Below are 18,941 nucleotides of genomic sequence, written 5' to 3' on the forward strand. Positions count from 1 at the left end.
AGGAACGACACATGACCGATGGCTCCGACAGCGTCATCCGCACCGAGCGACGATCCGACGATCAGGTGCTGCTGATCACGATCGACCGGGTACAGCGCCGCAATGCTTTCGACGGCGCGACCGCGCGAGCCATGGAAGCCGTCATCGACGACTACGAGGCCGACGACACACTCCGGGTCGCGGTCGTCACCGGCGCGGGACCGACGTTCTCGGCCGGACAGGACCTCGTGGCCGCCGCGGTCGGCGACATGGGAGTGTCCGCGCGCCGCGGCGGGTTCGGTGTGCTGGCGAAGCCGCCGGCCAAACCGCTCATCGCCGCGGTGGAGGGCGACGCGCTCGCCGGTGGCTTCGAGCTGTGCCTGGCGTGCGACCTGATCGTCGCCACCGAGGCGACCCGGATGGGCCTGCCCGAGGCGGCCAGGGCGCTGGTCGCGGTCGGCGGCGGGCTGTTCCGGCTGCCGCGCAAGATCCCGTTCAACGTCGCCATGGAACTGGCCCTGACCGGAAAGCCGTTGCCCGCCGCGGAATTCCACCGGATGGGGCTGGTCAATCGGCTGGTGCCGGTGGGCCAGGCCGTGGCGACCGCGCTGGAGCTGGCCGAGCAGATCGTGGCGGCGGGACCGCTGGCCGTCGTGGCGAGCAAGGCGATCGTCGAGCACAGCTACGAGTGGTCCGACGACGAGGCCTGGCAGCGGCAGTGGGAGTTCGCCGGCCCCGCGATTCAGTCGGAAGACACCCGAGAAGGAATTCGCGCGTTCATCGACAAGCGCGCGCCGCAATGGAAAGGCCGCTGACATGCTGACCACCCCGACTCTCACCAGCACGTTGCTCGCGGGCAGAACCGCGATCGTCACCGGCGCGGGCAACGGCATCGGCCGCGCGACCGCCGAGGCGCTGGCCGCCAGCGGCGCCCGCGTCGTCGTCGCCGACCTCGACGCCGATCTCGCGAGCGAGGTCGCCGGCGAACTCGGCAACGACGCGGTGCCGTTCGCCGGTGACCTCACCGACCCGTCGGTCCCGGACAAGCTCGTCGCCGCCGCGGCCGCCCTCGGCCAGGGCATCGACATCATCGTCAACAGCGCGGGCTACTTCTGGGACGCCCCCGTGCACCGGATGACCGACGAGCAGTTCCAGGCGATGCTCGACATCCACCTGCTGGCACCGTTCCGGATCTGCCGGGCCGCCGCGCCCTACTTCCGCGACGCCGGTCGCGCGGAGGCGAGCGGCGGCGCCGTCCGGCACCGCAAGATCGTCAATGTCACCTCCCTGGCCGCCAGTTTCGGCACGGCCGGAGCCGCCAACTACGCGGCGGCGAAAGCGGGCCTGATCGGCCTGACCAAGACGCTCGCCACCGAATGGGGCTCGGCCAACGTCAATGTCAACGCCGTCGCGTTCGGCGTGATCCAGACCCGGTTCGGCGCACCGCGATCCGCCGGACAGACCATCACCGTGGACGGGCGCGAGGTGGCACTCGGGGTGCCCGACAAGACGCTCGCGGCCATGGGTTTCGACCCCACCGAGGAGCGTGACCTGTTCGCGCCACGCCCGATGTTCGGCGCCGCGCTGGGCCGCACCGGAACCATCCGGGAGGCCGCCGACGCCATCTTCTGGCTCGCCTCGCCACTGTCCGATTTCGTGACCGGTCAGGTCATCCCCGTCAGCGGCGGCGCCCGCGGCGGACTGTCCTGACCTCGCTCGACCGCTCGCATCGCTCGAAGAGGAGCCATCATGTCCACATACTCGCCGACCCCGTCACCCGCGTACGCGCCCGCTGATCTCGATGCCGTCTGCGCCACCGAGGGCGACCGCACACTCACCTGGCGCGACTGGAATTCGCGCGCCGACCGGCTCGCCGACTCGCTGGCCCGGCGCGGCGTGTCCGAGGGCGACCGCGTCGCGGTGCGGATGCACACCCGCCTGGAATGGCTGGTCGTCTCGCTGGCGCTGGCCAAGTTGAAAGCGGTCATCGTCGCGGTGAACTACCGGCTCTCGCCACCGGAAACGCTGTACATCGCCACCGACTGCGCGGTGACGGCCGCCGTCGTCGACGACGCGGATCCCACCACCGTCGTCGAGGCGTGGGCACCGCTGGAGCTGAAGGTCATCGTGTCGATCGACGTCGCGGCCGACGGCACCGAACTGCTGGCCGAGCTGATCGCCGAGGGCGCGGAGCGCGACCGGGCGGCGGCGTCGCTGGCGCCGCTGATCATCTATTCCTCCGGCACCACCGGCGCGCCCAAAGGCGCACCGCTGGCCGGCTTTCAGACCGATGTCGACGAGGCCGTTCTCCGGGACTACCGGACCTCGGTGCAATTCGACTTCGCCGCGGGCGGTCCGGGCAACCGGACCCTGATCAACCTGCCGATGCATCACGGCGCCGGTCCGTCCTACACCGAGTTCGCCCTCGCGACCGGCGGCACCGTGGTCTTCCAGCGGCGCTTCGACGCCGAAGAGGTACTGGCGTTGATCGCCGGACACGGGGTGACCCATTGGATCTCGGTCCCGACCATGCTGCACCGCGTCCTCAAACTGCCCGCCGAGGTCCGCGCCCGCTACGAGACCTCGACGCTGCGATTCCTCGGCGGCGGCGCTGCGCCGTTCAGCGCCCAGCTCAAGCGGCAGGCCATCGAGGCCTTCGGCGATGTCGTCTACGAGGTCTACGGTGCGACCGAGGCGGGCATGATCGCGGGCGCGACCCCGGAACTGTTGCGGCGCAAGCCCGCCGCGACCGGCTTCCCGTTCCGGCAGGTCGAGGTGCGCATCGTCGACGACTCGCGGCGTCCCGTCCCCGCGGGCACCGCCGGGGAGATCATCGCGAAGACTCCCGCCGTCATCAGCGGCTACCTCGGCCGCGGACCACTGACCGAGGACGAGATCGACGCGGACGGCTTCTACTACACCGGCGACGTCGGCTATCTCGACGACGAGGGTGTGCTCTTCCTGTCCGACCGGATCACCGACATGATCATCGCCGGCGGGGTGAACATCTATCCCGCCGAGAGCGAAGCCGTGATCGTGACACACCCGCAGGTGGTCGATGTCGCGGTCATCGGGGCGCCCGATGACGACCACGGCGAACAACCGATCGCCTTCGTCCAGACCGTTCCCGGCGCGAGCCTGACCGCCGCTGAGGTCCTGGCCTACTGCGACGGCAAGCTCGCCAAATACAAGTGGCCCAGGGAGATCGAGTTCATCGACGAGATTCCGACCAACTCTATGGGCAAGAAACTCAAACGGGTCCTGCGCGCCCACTACGCGGCGAACAAGGGAGCGACGGCATGACCACCGTGTCGGCGGAGCCCGCCCTCTACGACGTCGACGACGACGGAGTGCCCCGATTGTTCGGCCTGCGGGACTCCAGTGGATTCGTGTCCTATCCCTTCCAGCCATACGGCTCCGAGAACAACGGCGACCACGGCGAACTCGTCCGGCGAGTGGCCCTGGCGGGCACCGGCACGATCACGGCCGTCACCACGGTCCAGCTCGCGCCGCATCCTTCCGTCGACGCTCCCTACACGCTGGCCTCGATCGTGCTCGACGAGGGACCGATGGTGCGCGCGGTGCTGATCGATGCCGACGACGCCGGAATCGGCACGCGCGTGCGGGCGGTCACCGTGCCGATCGAACGCGGGGGCGAGCAGGTCGCCGAGGTGCGGTTCCTGCCGATCATCCAGGGGGACAGGTGAAGATCACGCTCGCCCAGCAGCGACCGGTCTACGTCGCCGGTGTCGGCAGGCATCGCTACCAGAAGCCCGGCGACACACCCTATGTCCGGCTGGGGCTGACCGCGGTCCGGGCGGCGCTCGGTGACGCGGGCGTCGCGTGGCCCGCCGTCGACAGCGTGTACACCGCGACCGCGATGCTCGGGATGGCGGTGTCGCGGCCCTTGTTCAAACACCTCGGCGTGACCGGGGTACCGATGACGCAGGTGGAGAACGCGTCGGCGTCCGGGTCCACCGCCTTCCGGCTCGCCTGCCACGACGTGGCCGCGGGGACGAGCGACATCTCGCTGGTCCTCGGGGTCGACAAGCTCCCGGCCGCCGGTGTGGTACCCGCCCCGACCGGTGTTCCGACTCCGGCGGCCGCCTATGTACCGCCGATGGCGCACTTCGCGCTGCTGGCCTCGGAGTACCTCGACCGCTACGGCGCGACGCCCGATCAGCTGGCCGCGGTCGCGGTGAAGAACTACGCCAACGCGGCGCTGAACCCGGACGCGCAGCGGCCGAAGGCGCGCACCATCGAGGAGGTGCTGGCCGGTCCGTTGCTGGCCGGTCCGCTGACCCGTCTGCAATGCTGTCCGCTCGGCGAAGGCGCGGCGGCGGCGATCGTCGTCTCCGACGACGCCATCGATGCGCTCGGTCTGGACCGCTCGCGCTGTGTGCGGGTGCTGGCCTCGGTCCTGCGCAGCGAAGAACTTTACGGCGCACGGAGTTTCGATGCCGAACTCACCCGGGCGACGGTGTGCTCCGCCTACGACCAGGCGGGGATCGAGCCGGAGGATCTGGACGTGGTCGAACTCCACGACGCGTTCACGATCGAAGAACTGCAGTACGTCGAAGCGATGGGGCTGGTCGAGGAAGGCAAAGCCGCGGCTGCCCTGGCGCGGGGTGAGTTCGACCTCGGCGGCCGGGTGGCGGTCAGCCCGTCCGGCGGACTGCTGGGGGCGGGGCATCCGATCGGTCCCACCGGGGTCGGTCAGATCGGTGAGATCACCACCCAGCTCCGCGGCGAGGCCGGACCCCGCCAGCACCGTGGCGCGCGCACCGGGCTGGCGCACATGGTCGGCCTCGGCGCGGTCTGCGCCGTCCACATCCTGCGGGCGGGGGAGTAGCGGATGAACCGCGATTCGGCAGCTCACCGCGCACCGCGCGTCTCGACGCGAGTGATCGGAGCCGGGCGATGAGCGCGACGAGGGACGCCGACACCACCGGGGTCGCCTTCACCGGTGGCGCGGGCCGCCTCGCGGGCGACCTGTGGGGCGGGTCGGGCCGCGCGGCGGTCGTGCTGGCGCACGGCGGTGGCCAGACCCGGCACTCGTGGCGGCGCACGGCCGCCGACCTGCATCGCCACGGCCATACCGTCGCGACCTTCGACGCCAGGGGCCACGGCGACAGCGACTGGTCCACCGCAGCGGAGTACTCGTTCGACGATCTCACCGGCGACCTCGCCGACGTCGTCGCGCAGGTGCGGTGGCGCACCGGTGTGGGCCGACCGGTGCTGGTCGGTGCGTCGATGGGTGGGATCGCCGCCCTGCTGGCCCTGGCCGCCGATCCGGGACTGGCGGCGGCGCTGGTGCTGGTCGATGTCACACCGAAGGTCGAGCCGGACGGGGTCAGCCGGGTCCATCGCTTCGTGACCGGTGCGCCGAACGGATTCGGTGATCTCGACGAGGTGGCCCGTGCCGTCTCGGCCTACAACCCGCACCGTCGCACGCCCGCCACCCCGGACGGCCTGCGAAAGAACGTGCGCCGCGGCGCGGACGGCCGGTGGTACTGGCACTGGGATCCGGCGTTCTTCCAGGTCCGCCGCGAGGTGACGGCCCAGGGGCTGCAACGACGGCTGGAACGGGCGGCGCAGCGTATCGCAGTGCCCACCCTGCTGATTCGCGGCACGGCCTCCGATATCGCCACCGACAGTGGGGTCGCGCTGCTGCACCGGCTGATCCCGCACGCCGTGGTCGCCGATATCAGCGGCGCCGGGCACATGGTCGCCGGCGACGACAACGACGTCTTCGCGGTCGCGCTGCGGACATTCCTCGACGAGCTGTAGCGAGGAATGCCCGTGGCGTCCACCGCCCCTTCGAAAGGTTCACGCCCAATGACCACCGCTCCGGCCGAGATCCGTGCACGGATCGCCCAGCAGAAGTTCCTGCTGCCCGGCATGTACGGCGCCATCGACTTCACCCGGCGCCCGGAACGATTCACCGACGCGCCGGACGCCGAGACCGCGATCCGCGCCGAACTGGAGTCCCTGCGGCCACGACTGCTCGCCGACAGCGACCGTGTCGCCACCATCGAGGCGTACACGATGCTCGGCGATCTCGCCGCCGATGCCTACGCGGCGCTCATGCCCGAGTACGGCTTCCGGCGCCTGGTCGAGATGCTCGACCAGGCGTGCGCCGACGGGATCGGCAGCATCGAGCATCCGCCCGCCGAGCTGATCGCGCTCCTCGCGGAGATGGAGCGGATCCCCACCTGGCTCGACATGGCTCTGGTCGAGGAGGGCGCCCGGATCGAACGGAACATGACCGCGCACCTCATGCCGTTCCTGATCCGCGGGTCGTTCGTCGGCACCTTCATGAATTCCTATGCGGCGCTGCCGATGGCGATCACCGGGTCACTCGGCACCAGGACCGCCGGACGGCGGATGACGGAGACCGCGTCGTTCTTCGCCTGCACCACCCTGCCCGGCGCTTTGGCCCGGCACGGTGTCGGATTCCGGGCGGCGGCCAAGGTCCGGCTCATGCATTCGATGGTCCGGTTCAACATCCTGCGTCGCGACTGGGACGCCGCGGTGTACGGCATCCCGATCCCGCAATCGGATCAGATGCCCGCCGGACTCATTCCGACCATGCTGCTGGCCCTGCGGGTCCTCGACCGGGGCCGCGACCACTTCACCCCCGCCGAACGGGCCCAGGTCGAATTCGCCCGCTACCGTTGCTATCTGCTCGGCCTGCCCGAGGATCTGCTCCCGGCCACGCCTCGCGAGATCGTCGATGTTCTGGCCACCCGGCAGGCCACCCTGCGCCGGGCCTACGACGACACGACCTGCGGTGCGCTCGTCCGCGCGACCATGGCGGCCTACACCGAGCCTGATCGCGGTCTCGCCAGCCGGCTGCACGACCGCGTGGAACGCAGCGCCGCCAAGGTCTTCTTCGTGCAGGCGGTGCTGTCCGGCAGCACCGAACGAGCCGCTGCCATGGGGATCGAGGTGACGGCCGCCGACAAACTCCGCGCGGCGGTCGCCTTCGGCTACGCGGGCTGCCGCCTGGTCATCTATCGCCTGCTGCTGCGCATCCCCGCGACGAGGTCGATCGCCGACGCTCGCCTTGTGCGCAAGATCGATCGGTACCTGGCACGGCTCGGCCACGCCGAATTCACCACCGACGCTTCGACCTACCGGGCACCCTAGGGCTTGCGGCGGTCCGGGTGGTGACCCGGACTTCTCCGCCGACCACACGCGGGTCCAGCCGCTTCGGTCCGCACCGGCGACTGCACGAATGGCCGTCGCCTCAGGCCACGCCGGTGTGCTCGCGCATGTGATCCAGTGGCCCGCACCGGACGTCGAATCGGGTGCGGATGGTGTCCAGGGACCGGCGCAAGTGCTCGCGTTCGCGGTGGTGGGTGAGGGCGAACCGGGCCATGGCCGCCATGCGGCGGGGGAGGGGATACCAGCGATCGAGGTCGAGGCCGCAGTCGCGGAAGATCGCGGTCGGGACGCTGTCGTAGATGCGGCTCATGTTGTACTGGGTGAGGGTGAACAGCGCGTACGGGACAACTGTTTTCGACTTGCCGAGGAGGTCCTGGACGTCGAGTTCGTAGAGCGGGGTGTCGGTGATGCGGTCCAGGAACATCAGATGGGTCAGGAAATACGCGATCATCGTCGTCAGGTAGAGCGTGGCCGAGCGCGGCTGGATGGACAGGACGGTGCCGTCGCTCGACAGGTAGGGCTCGTAGGGATGCTCGTGGCGCATGACGTAGCCGGTGCAGTTCACCACCCAGCTGCCGGGCCGGAGGGGCGCGGACGTGCCGCCGCGGAAGACGAGGCGGGTGTCGTCGCCGTCGTCGACGGCGTCCACGAGATAGTCCATGACCACCGTGCGCAATCCCGCGGCGATCGTCGCCGCTTCGGCTTCCGACAGGATGCCCAGCAGGAAGTTTCCGGCCTCGGGTGTCACCGCGGTGCCGAACGTCGTGCGATGCCAGTCCCAGACGGCGGCCTCGTTGCTGCCGTCGAATCGCCGGTTGACCTCGCGGAGCAGACCGCTGGGCAGCGCACCGCCCCACCATCGCCGGGTGCCTGAGGGGAAGAACTTCTCGCGGCTGTGGAAGAAGGTGCCCCGACCGGCGACCAGATTCACCTCGCGACCGGGCTGTGCGGTGACGAGTTCGTAGGCGGTGTCCATGGCGGTCTTGCCGCCGCCGATGATCCAGACGGGATCGGTACTGGCGCGCAGGCCGTCGCCGCGCAGGTCGCAGTCATCGGGTGACACCGACCTGACCCGGGTGCTGGACAGGGTGAGCGGTGTGTTCGGGGCGATGCGGAAGCCGTAGGCCTTGATCAGCCGCCGCGTGTCGATCACGACCGAGCGGCCGTCCGCGGACTCGCAGGTGATCCGGACGGTGCCCGCCGACTCGTCCTGCGCGGTCATCGTCCAGCCGAAGAGCTCGTCGACATGCACGCGCTGCTCGATCTCGGCCAGGCAGTGTTCGAGATGGTCGAGCACCTCGTCCTTGGACGCCAGATAGGAACGGTCCTGACCGAGGGTCCACGGGATATCGCCCGCGGTGAACATGCCGTGCGGCTGATGCAAGCGCACGTACGGATAGGTGTCGGTCCACATGCCGCCCACCCGTTTCCGGCTGTCGACCAGCACGACACGGTGGTCGCGGCTCAGATAGCGACTCGCGACATACAGCGCGTTGAGCCCGGCGGCGCCCGCACCGACGACGCACACATCGCACGTCATCGTCGCGGCGTCCGCCGTCGGTTCGCCGGAGTGTTCGCTGCGGGGAGACATGCGCTGCTCCCTCCTTCGAGGTGGACGCGATTTCGTCCGATGGGGCAATTGTCCGGCAAACCGGCGCGGCCGAACAGAGTAGTGCGTTACCCGGTCGCGGGTGACAGCCGTCATAGCCGCCCCCTACCGCGGAAGCGCTATCGTGTTAGTGACTAACAAGTGGTAGTCACTAACAGATTTGTGCACGCGGTGGTCGGCGGACGGCCCGGGAGTGGAGGAAGTGCGATGGCGTCATGGTTGTACCGGCTCGGCCGGTACTCGTTCCGGCACAAATGGCAGGTGATCGCCGCCTGGCTGATCGCCGCGACGGCGGTGGCCGGGCTGGTCGGTGCGCTGAACCCGAAGTTCGCCAAGGACTTCGACCTGCCCGGAACGGACTCCGGCACGGCGACGAGCCAGGTGGAGAAGTACTTCCCCGAGGTCATGCAGCAGCAGATGAAGGCCTCGACGAGCGTCCTCGTCGCGGCCGAGGACGGGATCGCGAACCACACGGCGCAGATCGACGCGCTGGTGACGGACCTGCGGACCCTGCCCGAGCTGACCGATCCGGCCACCGTCGTCGACCCGGTCCTGGTCGCCCAGGTCGAGCCCGCGCTGGCGGCGTCGGTGGTGGGCGACAACGGCAAGGTCGGCCTCATCCAGGTCCGCCAGAACATCGACGTGATGGACCTGAAGTCGGACCAGAAACACGAACTCCAGGACATCCTCGACCGGCACAACGGTGACGGCCTGCAGGTGGAGGCCACCGGCTCGCTGATGCAGATCATGGAGGAGCCGGGCAAGGCCGAGCTGATCGGTTTCGCGCTCGCCTTCGTGGTGATGATCGTGGCCTTCGGCGCGCTGGTCGCCGCGTTCATCCCGCTGGTCACCGGCGTGGTCGGGGTGCTGATCACGATCCTGCTGGTGACCCTGAGCTCGGAGTTCATCAGCGTCAATCAGAGCGCGACCGGCATCGTCACGATGCTGGGCATCGCGGTGTCGATCGACTACGCCCTGTTCATCGTGTCGCGGTATCGCAGTGAGGTGGCGCGGGGCGGCGAACGCGCCGAGGCCGCGGGTCGCGCGGTCGGCACCGCAGGCTCGGCGGTGGTGTTCGCCGGGCTGACCGTGATCATCGCCGTCGTCGCGCTGACGGTGATCGGTATCCCGCTGATCACCCAGATGGGGATCGGCGCCGCGGTCGCGGTAGCCATCGCGGTCCTGGCCGCGCTGACGCTGATCCCGGCGATCCTCGGTGCGGTGGGCCGTTTCGCGTTCACGCCGCGGATCCCGTGGATCAAGCACGCCGAGCAGTCGGAGACCGCGGAGACCGCCGGGGTGAAGTTCGGGCGCATGGTGGTGCGCAAGCCGCTGCCGTTCATCTTCGCCGGCCTGGCCGTCCTGGTGCTGGCGGCGCTGCCGATGAGCAAGCTCGAACTGGCCATGACGATGAACACCCCCGACGAAGCGCGCGCGATGACATTGCTGCAGCGCGGTTTCGGCCAGGGCATCAACGGCCCGCTGCTCGTCGTGGTGCACCACGACGACGGCGACGTGAGCGCGGCGGCCGACGCGAGCGTGGCCTACATCAAGACATTGCCCGACGTCGCCAACGTGGACACCCTGGTATGGACCGGCAACGGCGCCGCCCAGCCGAACCTCGACGCGGACACCGCGCTGATCATGGTCACACCGACCAGCGCACCCTCGGACGAGGCCACCCACGCGCTGATGGAACGCATCCGCGACTACGCCCCCGCCGCCGAGCGGGTGGGCGCGGAACTGCACGTCGGCGGACAGACCGCGATCATGTCGGATCTGTCGGCCAAGCTGGACCGTGCGCTGCTGCCGTATCTGGTGGTCGTCGTCGGGCTGGCGTTCCTGATCATGATCGGGGTGTTCCGGTCGATCTGGGTGCCGCTGATCGGCACGCTCGGCTTCGTCTTCTCGGTCCTGGCGACCTTCGGCGCGACGGTGGCCATCTTCCAGGAGGGCGCCCTCGGTCTGATCGACAACACCCAGCCGATCGTGTCGTTCCTGCCGATCTTCCTCATCGGTGTCGTCTTCGGCCTGGCCATGGACTATCAGGTGTTCCTGATGACCCGCATGCGCGAGGAATACATCCACGGGATGACCGCGAAGGACGCCATCATCGCCGGGTATCGGCACGGGGCGCGGGTGGTGACCTCCGCGGCGATCATCATGGTCAGCGTCTTCGCGGCGTTCATGCTCGCCCCCGACACCACGATGAAGATGCTGGGCTTCGCCCTCGGTATCGCGGTGTTCTTCGACGCCTTCATCATTCGCATGATGGTGGTGCCCGCCGTCATCGCGATGCTCGGTGACCGGGCCTGGGGCCTGCCGACGTGGCTCGATAGGCTCGTGCCGAACTTCGACATCGAAGGCGGCGCCGTCCGCAACCGCGGCATTCCCGCGGACGCGGACAGCCCGGCCCCGGCCGAGCTGGTCGAAGTGAGGAGCTGACCCGGGCACCGCCGATGAAGGAGCCGAGATGACGAACACGACGACCCCGGGCGTGAGCCCGGGGCGTCGGGTCGGGCTGCGTGAGAAGCACAAGATGCGCACGCGAACCGCGATCCGCGAGGCCGCGATGCGCCTGTTCGAGCAGCAGGGGTACGCGAACACGACGGTCGAGCAGATCGCCAAGGCGGCCGACGTCTCCCACACCACCTTCTTCCGCTACTTCGCGTCCAAGGAGCAGGTGGTCATCAACGACGACCTCGCCGACCAACGGGAAGCCGCGATCGCCGCGCTGCCCCGCGGGCTGGGTCACTTCGATCTGCTCCGCGCGATCCTGCACGAGCTCAATCGGCTCGCTCTCGAGAATCCGTGGACGGCCAATCCCGAGCGGATGAAGCTGATCCACGCCGAACCGGCCTTGCGCACGGCGTATCAGATCGAATCCGACCGGGCCATTTCCGAGGCACTCGAGTTCTTCGCCGACTACCTCGGCGTCGAACCGGACAATCAGCGGCTGCGCGTGTTCATCGCCGCCGCGGGCGGGGTGATGTTCCACATCGCCAACAGCACCTACGAACCCGGCGACGATGTCTACCGGCTGGTACTGGAGGCGGTCGATCTGCTCGAGCAGGGGCTGCCGCTGTAATCGGTGTGAGAGTCGTCTATTTCGGCCGCGCGAGCCAGCAAAAATAGAACGTGTTCTAGTAGGGTTCGGCTATGGAACGACTTACTGGATTGGATGCCAGTTTCCTCTATCTGGAGACCGATACCCAGCATCTACACGTGTGTGCCCTGTTGATTCTCGATCCGGCCGACGGGCCGTACTCGTTCGACCACCTGCGCGACGAGCTGCGCAGGCGCCTGCCCCTCATCCCGCATATGCGCCGCCGGGTCCATCCGGTGCCGTTCAACCTCGACCATCCGCTCTGGGTCGACGACCCCGACTTCGACATCGACAACCACATCCGGCGCGTCGAGCTGCCGGAGCCGGGCGGGCAGGCCGGGCTGGCCGCGCTCATCGGCGAGGTCGCGAGTACGCCGATGGACCAGAACCGGCCGCTGTGGGAGATGTCGGTGGTGGAGGGGCTCGACGACGGCAAGGTCGCGGTGGTCTGCAAGTACCACCATTCGGCGGTCGACGGCATCACCGGCACCAACATGATGATGCACCTGTGTGATCTGGAGCCGGGGCTCAGCAGGCCGGAACCCGAACCGTGGCACCCGGAACCGGTGCCCGGCGATCTCGAGCTCATCGCGCGCGCCGCGGTCCGCTTTCCCGCCAGGGCCGGGATGCTCGGCATGGTGCCCAAGACGCTCGGCATGGTCGCGGGTTTCGCGCAACGGCGGCGGAACAACGAGGCGGGGATGGCGCTGCCGTTCTCCGCGCCGCGCACGCCGTTCAACCAGGCCGTGACCGCGACCAGGGCGGTCTCGTTCACCAAGACCGATCTCGGCGTGATCAAGGAGATCAAGGCCGCGTTCGGGGTGAAGGTGAACGATGTCGTGCTGACCGTGGTCGGTGGCGTGCTGCGCCGCTACCTGGCCGATCACGACGAGCTGCCCGATCGCTCGCTGGTCGCCTCGGTGCCGGTGTCGGTGCACGAATCCACCCGGCACACCGAGGGAATCAACAAGGTCTCGACCCTGTTCTGCCGGCTCGGCACCGATATCGCCGATCCGGTCGAGCGGCTGGAGCAACTGGCCGTCGCCAACCGGGACGCCAAGGCCGAGCACGATCTGATCGGTGCCGACTTCCTCCAGGACTGGTCGAAGTACGCCCCGCCCAACACCTTCCGCCTCGCCTCGCGCGTCTACTCGTCGCTGAAGCTGGCCGAACGGCATCCGGTGGTGCACAACCTGGTGGTCTCGAACGTGCCCGGTCCGCCGATGCCGCTGTACTTCCTCGGTGTCCGGGTGGACGGCATGTATCCGTTCGGGCCGGTCTTCCACGGCGCCGGGCTCACCGTCACCGTGCTGTCGAACTGCGGCGACCTCGATTTCGGCTTCATCGCCTGTCGTGACCTGGTGCCCGATGTCGACGCGCTGGCCGACGCGGTGCCCGCCGTGATCGACGAACTGCTGGCCGCGGCCCGCGCCAGGGGCTGATCGCCCACTCCGCATGTCCGCCCTGTTCGCCACCGGCGTCGAACAGGGTCGTCGACTACCGCCGCGCGGTCACCGCCCGGCACGCGTCGGCCAGTACCGGCACGAACCGGTCCGGCGCGACAGCGCACGCCGCATGACCCGCCGCGACCGGATGCACACTCGACCCGGGAATCGCGGCGGCGAGCTCGATCTGCCGATACACCGGGATCGCCCGGTCCTTGGTCGTAATGACCACCGCGGTCGGCACCCGCAATTCCGGCAGCCACGTGGTGGCGTCGAAGGTTCCGATCTCGGCCAGCACCGGCGCCAGCGCCCATCCGCTCGTACTGCGGAATTCGCCCACCGCCCACTGTCGTAGGTGCCCCGGCACCAGCGCGTCCGGCAGTTCCGGCAGCGCGCGCAGGAGCCGCCGGGCCCGGCGATACGGATAGTCGCCCAGCGCCTCGGCGACGCCGGCGAAGCCGCGATGGAACGCCCGCTCACGCCACTTCTCCTGGAAGCGATACGGCGTCGCGCAGAGCACCAGCCCGGCCACCCGGTCCGGATGCCGGTGGGCGGTGAGCAGGGAGACGATGCCGCCCAGGGAATAGCCGACACAGACGAAGCGGTCCAGCCCGAGCGCGTCGGCGACCGCGACCACGTCGTCGGCGCAGTCGTCGAGCCGGAATCGGGCCGACTGGATTCCGCGCCCATGCCAGCGCTGATCGAACAGCACCACGCGATACCGCGCGCTCAAGGTCTCCAGTGCCGGAAACCAATTCAGGGCCGCTGTGCAGGCGGTGCCGTGCAGCAGGATCAGGACGGGCGCACCGGCCGGTCCCGGGATGTCCACCACGTAGGTCCGGCCGCGCCCCGGCAGGTCGAGCATCCGTCCGCCGGGGATCTCGTCGACGGCGGGGACGACGAACGGCCCCGTCCGCACTGATCGCGCAGTTCCCACGTCGACCTCCTCGGCATTTCTAGAACTCGTTCTAGTTCATGATGCCACAGCGGCGCGCGGGTGCCGGCGTCTCACCCGGCCGCCCGCTCGATCGCTCGCAGCCACGCCGCGGTGTCCTCGACGAAGAAGCCGATCTCGCCCGCTCGGGTGTCGACGACCAGGTGGGTGCGGCCGCCGGTCACCGCGCCCTGGAAGACCTTCGCCTCGTGCGCGGACACGATCTCGGCCACCGGCACGACGAAAGCCGTTCCGACGTAAGGCCGGAACCGCAGCGAGGTGGCGGTGAGCGCGACGACGCCGTTGCCCTTCACGGCCGGGAATCCCGGCGCGGTCGCGCCTCGGTAGAGGGCCTTCTCCGGTCCGCGCACGACGGTGTCGTGGCGCAGCTCGCGGGTCAGCTCCTCGGTGACGCGCGCGCCGCGTCGCCGCAGCCACACGATGACCGGGATCGAGACGATCGCGAGGAGGGCGAGAATCCCGGCGACCAGGACGACGACGAACCACAGGGTGCTCATGCGGTGATCATCGTTCGCGTCGGCCGCAGCGTGAACAGACGCGCCGCCGGGCGGGTGGAAAGGTGGTGCCAGCTACACCACCGACCCGGTGGGCAGCTCCATCGAGATCGAGGCCCGCCACGACGACCATGGGAGTCATGACCCACACGCCAACCGAGCCGACCCTGGTCATCAAGGATTCCGGCGAGCAGATCGCCGTCCTCGACGGCCGCCACGAGCCCGCGCGTCCCCGTGGCGGGGTGCCCGCCGCCATCGCCCGGGCGCCCTTCCAGCTCCGGACCTGGAAGGAACTCGGCTATCTGATCCTGTCGTTCGTGCTCGGCTGTGTGGCCGTGTGCTACCTGTTCTTCGGTTTCGGCGGCGGGCTGTACGCGTCGATCTTCCTCGTCGGTATCCCGCTGCTGGCGCTGATCCTGCTCGGCGGCCGGGTGTGGGGACGGATCTACCGTTGGCTCGGCAGGGAACTGCTCGGTGTCCGGGTCGAGGCGCCACCGGCGTTCGTCCGCGCGCCGGGCCTGATCGGTTTCCTGAAGAGCGCGTTCACCGACCGGGTGAGCTGGCGGGCCACGCTGTTCCTGCTCGCGCAGTCCGTGCTGGGTGTGGTGGTCGGCTACGTGGTGCTCGTGGTGACCGCGATGGTCGCCTTCACCGCGATCTCGCCGATCCCGTGGCTGCTGGTCGACCCGGTCCAGGTGGACGAGAGCGGCATCGAGCGGCACAGCCTGGTGCAGTTCGGTTCCTTCTATGTCGACACCTGGCCCCGGGTGCTGGCCATGTCCGGCCTCGGCATCGCCCTGTGTTTCGCGCTGCCGTGGCTGATCCGTGGTGTCTGCTGGGTGCACGGGATGCTGATCACGCACCTGCTGGCGGCGACATCGCGAGACCGGCAGCTGGCCGAGCTGCGCGCGAGCAGGCGGGCCGCGGTCGACGACGCCGCCGCGACACTGCGCCGGGTCGAGCGCGACCTGCACGACGGCACCCAGGCGCGGCTGGTCACCATCGCGATGGCCCTGGGCCGGGCCGAGGAACGCCTGGCCGCAGGCGGGGACCCCGGCGATCTCATCGCCGAGGCTCGCGCCGGCGCGAAGGAGGCGCTGATCGAGCTGCGCGAACTGGTCCGTGGCATCCACCCGCCCGCACTCGAACTCGGCCTCGGGCCCGCCCTGGAGACGCTCACCGCCCGCTGCGCCGTGCCGGTCGAGTTGCGCGTCCACCTGCCGCGACGGCCGAGCCCCGCCATCGAGGCCATCGCCTATTTCTCGGTCGCCGAACTGCTCACCAATGTGGTCAAACACGCGCGGGCGACGGAGGTCACCGTCACGGTGCTCCCCGACAGCCTGCGTTCGGTCGCGATCACCGTGCGCGACAACGGGATCGGTGGCGCGCGCCCGGCCGGGGCCGACGCGGCGGCCGGCAGCGGGCTGGCCGGTCTCGCCGCCCGTGCCCACGCCGTCGACGGCACACTCACCGTCGACAGTCCCGCCGGTGGGCCTACCGTGGTGACCATGGTGTTGCCGACGACGGGTCCGCGGTGAGCGCGCCGCGACCGCTGCGGGTGGTGATCGCCGAGGACAGTGCGATCCTGCGCGACGGCCTGGCCGGCCTGCTCACCGAACGCGGCCACGAGGTGGTGGCGATGGTCGGCGACGCCACGTCCCTGTCCGAGGTGGTCGGCGCGCACCGGCCCGACGTCACGGTGGTGGACGTGCGGATGCCGCCCACCTTCACCGACGAGGGACTGCTGGCCGCGATCGAACTGCGCCGGACCCACCCGGACAGCGGTGTGCTCGTCTTCTCCCAGTGGATCGAAACCCGGTACGCGACAGAACTTCTCGCCGCGGGCGCGGGCGGTGTCGGCTACCTGCTCAAGGACCGGGTCGCCGACGTCGCCGATTTCGTCGACGCTCTGCACCGGGTCGCGACCGGCGGCACCGCGCTCGACCCGGAGGTGGTGAAACAGCTGATGGGCGCCTCCCGGCAGCAGGACAGCCTGACCCGGCTCACGCCCCGCGAGCGCGAGGTACTCGAACTGATGGCCCAGGGCCTGACCAACAACGCGATCGCCGCCGCCCTCACCGTCACCGAACGCGCGGTCGAGAAGCACATCGGCAACATCTTCACCAAACTCGACCTGCCACCCTCGGACACCCACCACCGCCGGGTCCTCGCGGTCCTGCGCCTGCGCGGGTGACCTGCCGGGTCAGAACCAGTTCTCGTCGGTGTCGAGGGTGGTGCGGTCCAACGCGGCGAGTAGATCCAATTGCGGTGCGGTCTTCGGCAGCTCGTAGCGGAAGTAGTAGCGGGCGGCCGCGCGCTTGCCGTCGTAGAAATCGCCGTCCTTGCCGACGGTCGCCAGTTCCTGTTCGAGCCAGATCCAGGCGAGGACGAGGTGCCCGAACGCCTCGAGGTAGACCGCGGCGTTGGCCATGGCCGCGGCCGGGTCGCCTGCGGCGAACATGGCGGCGGTGACGGTGAGCAGGCGTTGCCAGGCGGTGTCGAGGAGTTCGGCGTGCGCGGCGGGTTGTCCGCCTGCCGCGCGGGCGGCGGACACGGTGGCCGCGATGTGCTCGGTCAGCAGGAGCAGTGACGCGCCGTCGTGCTGGATCACCTTGCGGCCCAGCAGATCCAGGCCCTGGATGCCGTGCGTGCCCTCGTGGATGGGGTTGAGGCGGTTGTCGCGGTAGTACTGCTCGACGTCATATTCGCGGGTGTAGCCGTAGCCGCCGTGGACCTGGATGGCCAGGTTGTTGGCTTCCAGACACCACTGCGACGGCCAGCTCTTGGCCACGCCGGTGAGGATCTCCAGCAGCCGGGTGTGCGCGCGGGCGGACTCGGGATCGGTGTCGGTGCGCTCGAGATCGATGAGCCGGTTGCAGTACAGCAGCAGTGCCAGCGCGCCCTCGCTGTAGGCCTTCTGCGCCAGCAGCATGCGCTTCACGTCGGGGTGCGCGATGATCGGGATCTGCGCGGTGGCCGGGTCCCTGGTGGTGAGGGCACGGCCCTGGTGGCGGGTGCGCGCGTACTCGACGGATTTCAGATAGCCGGTGTAGCCGAGCGCGGTCGCGCCCAGGCCGACGCCGAGGCGGGCCTCGTTCATCATCGTGAACATGTAGGACAGGCCGCGGTGCGGCTCGCCGACGAGATAGCCGACCGCGCCGGGCGCGCCGTCCGGAGTGTGGCGGCCCTCGCCGAAATTGAGGACGGTGTTGGTGGTGCCCCGATAGCCCATCTTGTGGTTGAGCCCGGCCAGGACGACGTCGTTGCGTTCGCCGCGCGACCCGTCCTCGGCGACGAGGAACTTCGGCACGATGAACAGCGAGATGCCCTTGGTGCCCGCGGGCCCGCCCGGGATCTTCGCCAGCACCAGATGCACGATGTTCTCGGTCAGTTCGTGGTCACCGCCGGAGATCCACATCTTGGACCCGAACAGCCGGTAGGTGCCGTCGTCCTGCGGCTCGGCGCGGGTGACGATATCGGCCAGCGAGCTCCCGGCCTGGGGCTCGGACAGGCACATGGTGCCGGTGGCGGTGCCCTCGATCATCGGGCGGACGAACCGCGTGATCTGGTCGGCGCTGCCGTGGGCCGCGATCAGATTCGCGTTGCCGATGGTCAGGAACACGTAGGCGGTGGTGCCGACATTGGCGGCCTGGAACCAGCTCATGCCCGCGGCCTGCACGGTCGCGGGCAGTTGCAGCCCGCCGAGCTCCTCGTCCATGCTCGCGCCGACGAGGTTGGCTTTGGTGAACGCCTCGACCGCGGCGCCCACCTCGGGGATCATGGTGACCGTCGTGCCGTCGAAGGTGGGCTCGTTGCTGTCGTTGCGCTTGTTGTGCGGGGCGAAGTAGCGCGTCGCGATGTCCTCGCACAGCTCCAGGAAACCGTCGAAGGTCTGCTTGGAGTGTTCGGCGAACCGCGGGGCCGTGGTCAACTCCGCCACGCGCAGCCACTCGTAGAGCAGGAAGTCCAGGTCCCGGCGGGAGATCAGGGTCGAGCGCACGGTCGTCCTCTCCGGGGCGGCCGTCCCGGACGGGAGCCCCTGTGCTGTCGGCACCAAGCTACCGACGATCGGTCAGTGGATCGGGGGAAACTCGCCGCGAGGAGCGGCGGGGGGCGGGCGGGCGCCGGTGTGGGGCCGCGGCCCCGCGGGGACGGTGCAAGGGGGGGGGCGGTGGGTCAATGA

Annotated in this window: 16 protein-coding genes; 12 read left to right on the forward strand and 4 right to left on the reverse strand. The window is 69.5% G+C overall.

The genetic code is table 11. The annotated features are described in order from the left end of the window. Positions 1-11: 11 nt before the first annotated feature. From AB0H54_RS27260 to AB0H54_RS27290, 7 genes are all read left to right on the forward strand, one after another. A complete protein-coding gene (locus AB0H54_RS27260; protein ID WP_357349050.1) occupies positions 12-794 on the forward strand; it encodes a crotonase/enoyl-CoA hydratase family protein in 783 nt (260 codons plus the stop codon). A gap of 1 nt (position 795) precedes the next feature. Then, positions 796-1,689: an SDR family oxidoreductase gene (locus tag AB0H54_RS27265; protein ID WP_357349052.1), complete on the forward strand. Its 894-nt coding sequence runs from the start codon at positions 796-798 to the stop codon at positions 1,687-1,689. A 39-nt stretch (positions 1,690-1,728) separates the two neighbouring features. After that, positions 1,729-3,282, forward strand: a complete 1,554-nt coding sequence (locus AB0H54_RS27270) for an AMP-binding protein (RefSeq protein ID WP_357349054.1) — start codon at positions 1,729-1,731, stop codon at positions 3,280-3,282. Then, a complete protein-coding gene (locus AB0H54_RS27275) occupies positions 3,279-3,686 on the forward strand; it encodes an OB-fold domain-containing protein (RefSeq protein WP_357349056.1) in 408 nt (135 codons plus the stop codon). Before AB0H54_RS27270 ends, AB0H54_RS27275 begins: the two co-directional genes overlap by 4 nt. Then, positions 3,683-4,831: a thiolase family protein gene (locus AB0H54_RS27280; RefSeq protein WP_357349058.1), complete on the forward strand. Its 1,149-nt coding sequence runs from the start codon at positions 3,683-3,685 to the stop codon at positions 4,829-4,831. The genes AB0H54_RS27275 and AB0H54_RS27280 overlap by 4 nt, the downstream gene beginning before the upstream one ends. Positions 4,832-4,899: 68 nt before the next feature. Then, positions 4,900-5,769 (forward strand): alpha/beta hydrolase, encoded by an 870-nt coding sequence (locus AB0H54_RS27285; RefSeq protein WP_357349060.1) that lies wholly within the window; start codon positions 4,900-4,902, stop codon positions 5,767-5,769. A gap of 48 nt (positions 5,770-5,817) precedes the next feature. After that, positions 5,818-7,131: an oxygenase MpaB family protein gene (locus tag AB0H54_RS27290; protein ID WP_357349062.1), complete on the forward strand. Its 1,314-nt coding sequence runs from the start codon at positions 5,818-5,820 to the stop codon at positions 7,129-7,131. A gap of 100 nt (positions 7,132-7,231) precedes the next feature. On the opposite strand, the gene AB0H54_RS27295 is transcribed toward AB0H54_RS27290, so the two are convergent. Then, positions 7,232-8,740 (reverse strand): FAD-dependent oxidoreductase, encoded by a 1,509-nt coding sequence (locus AB0H54_RS27295; protein ID WP_357349064.1) that lies wholly within the window; start codon positions 8,738-8,740, stop codon positions 7,232-7,234. Between the two features lie 225 nt (positions 8,741-8,965). On the opposite strand from AB0H54_RS27295, the gene AB0H54_RS27300 reads away from it, so the two are divergent. From AB0H54_RS27300 to AB0H54_RS27310, 3 genes are all read left to right on the forward strand, one after another. Beyond that, a complete protein-coding gene (locus AB0H54_RS27300; protein ID WP_357349066.1) occupies positions 8,966-11,203 on the forward strand; it encodes an MMPL family transporter in 2,238 nt (745 codons plus the stop codon). Positions 11,204-11,231: 28 nt separating this feature from the next. Further along, complete coding sequence (locus AB0H54_RS27305; RefSeq protein WP_357349068.1) at positions 11,232-11,846, forward strand: TetR family transcriptional regulator; 615 nt, start codon at positions 11,232-11,234, stop codon at positions 11,844-11,846. A gap of 71 nt (positions 11,847-11,917) precedes the next feature. Then, the gene (locus AB0H54_RS27310) at positions 11,918-13,306 is read left to right on the forward strand and encodes a wax ester/triacylglycerol synthase family O-acyltransferase (RefSeq protein WP_357349070.1); all 1,389 of its coding nucleotides are present in this window, start codon (positions 11,918-11,920) and stop codon (positions 13,304-13,306) included. Positions 13,307-13,361: 55 nt separating this feature from the next. Here AB0H54_RS27310 and AB0H54_RS27315 read toward each other — a convergent pair whose 3' ends face one another. Next, positions 13,362-14,246 carry an alpha/beta hydrolase gene (locus tag AB0H54_RS27315; protein WP_357349072.1) on the reverse strand — a complete coding sequence of 295 codons (885 nt, stop codon included), beginning with the start codon at positions 14,244-14,246 and terminating at the stop codon, positions 13,362-13,364. 71 nt (positions 14,247-14,317) lie between these two features. Next, entirely contained in the window at positions 14,318-14,761 is a 444-nt protein-coding gene (locus tag AB0H54_RS27320) for a hypothetical protein (protein WP_357349074.1), read from the reverse strand. 137 nt (positions 14,762-14,898) lie between these two features. Here AB0H54_RS27320 and AB0H54_RS27325 point away from each other — a divergent pair, with 137 nt between their 5' ends. Both AB0H54_RS27325 and AB0H54_RS27330 read left to right on the forward strand, forming a co-directional pair. Beyond that, positions 14,899-16,296, forward strand: a complete 1,398-nt coding sequence (locus tag AB0H54_RS27325) for a sensor domain-containing protein (protein ID WP_357349076.1) — start codon at positions 14,899-14,901, stop codon at positions 16,294-16,296. Positions 16,297-16,310: 14 nt separating this feature from the next. Further along, positions 16,311-16,952, forward strand: a complete 642-nt coding sequence (locus tag AB0H54_RS27330) for a response regulator transcription factor (protein WP_357349100.1) — start codon at positions 16,311-16,313, stop codon at positions 16,950-16,952. A 9-nt stretch (positions 16,953-16,961) separates the two neighbouring features. Here the strand turns inward: AB0H54_RS27330 and AB0H54_RS27335 are convergent, their stop codons facing one another. Continuing rightward, the gene (locus AB0H54_RS27335; protein ID WP_357349078.1) at positions 16,962-18,758 is read right to left on the reverse strand and encodes an acyl-CoA dehydrogenase; all 1,797 of its coding nucleotides are present in this window, start codon (positions 18,756-18,758) and stop codon (positions 16,962-16,964) included. Positions 18,759-18,941: the final 183 nt, after the last annotated feature.

The organism is Nocardia sp. NPDC050718 (assembly GCF_040654235.1).
GTDB lineage: Bacteria > Actinomycetota > Actinomycetes > Mycobacteriales > Mycobacteriaceae > Nocardia.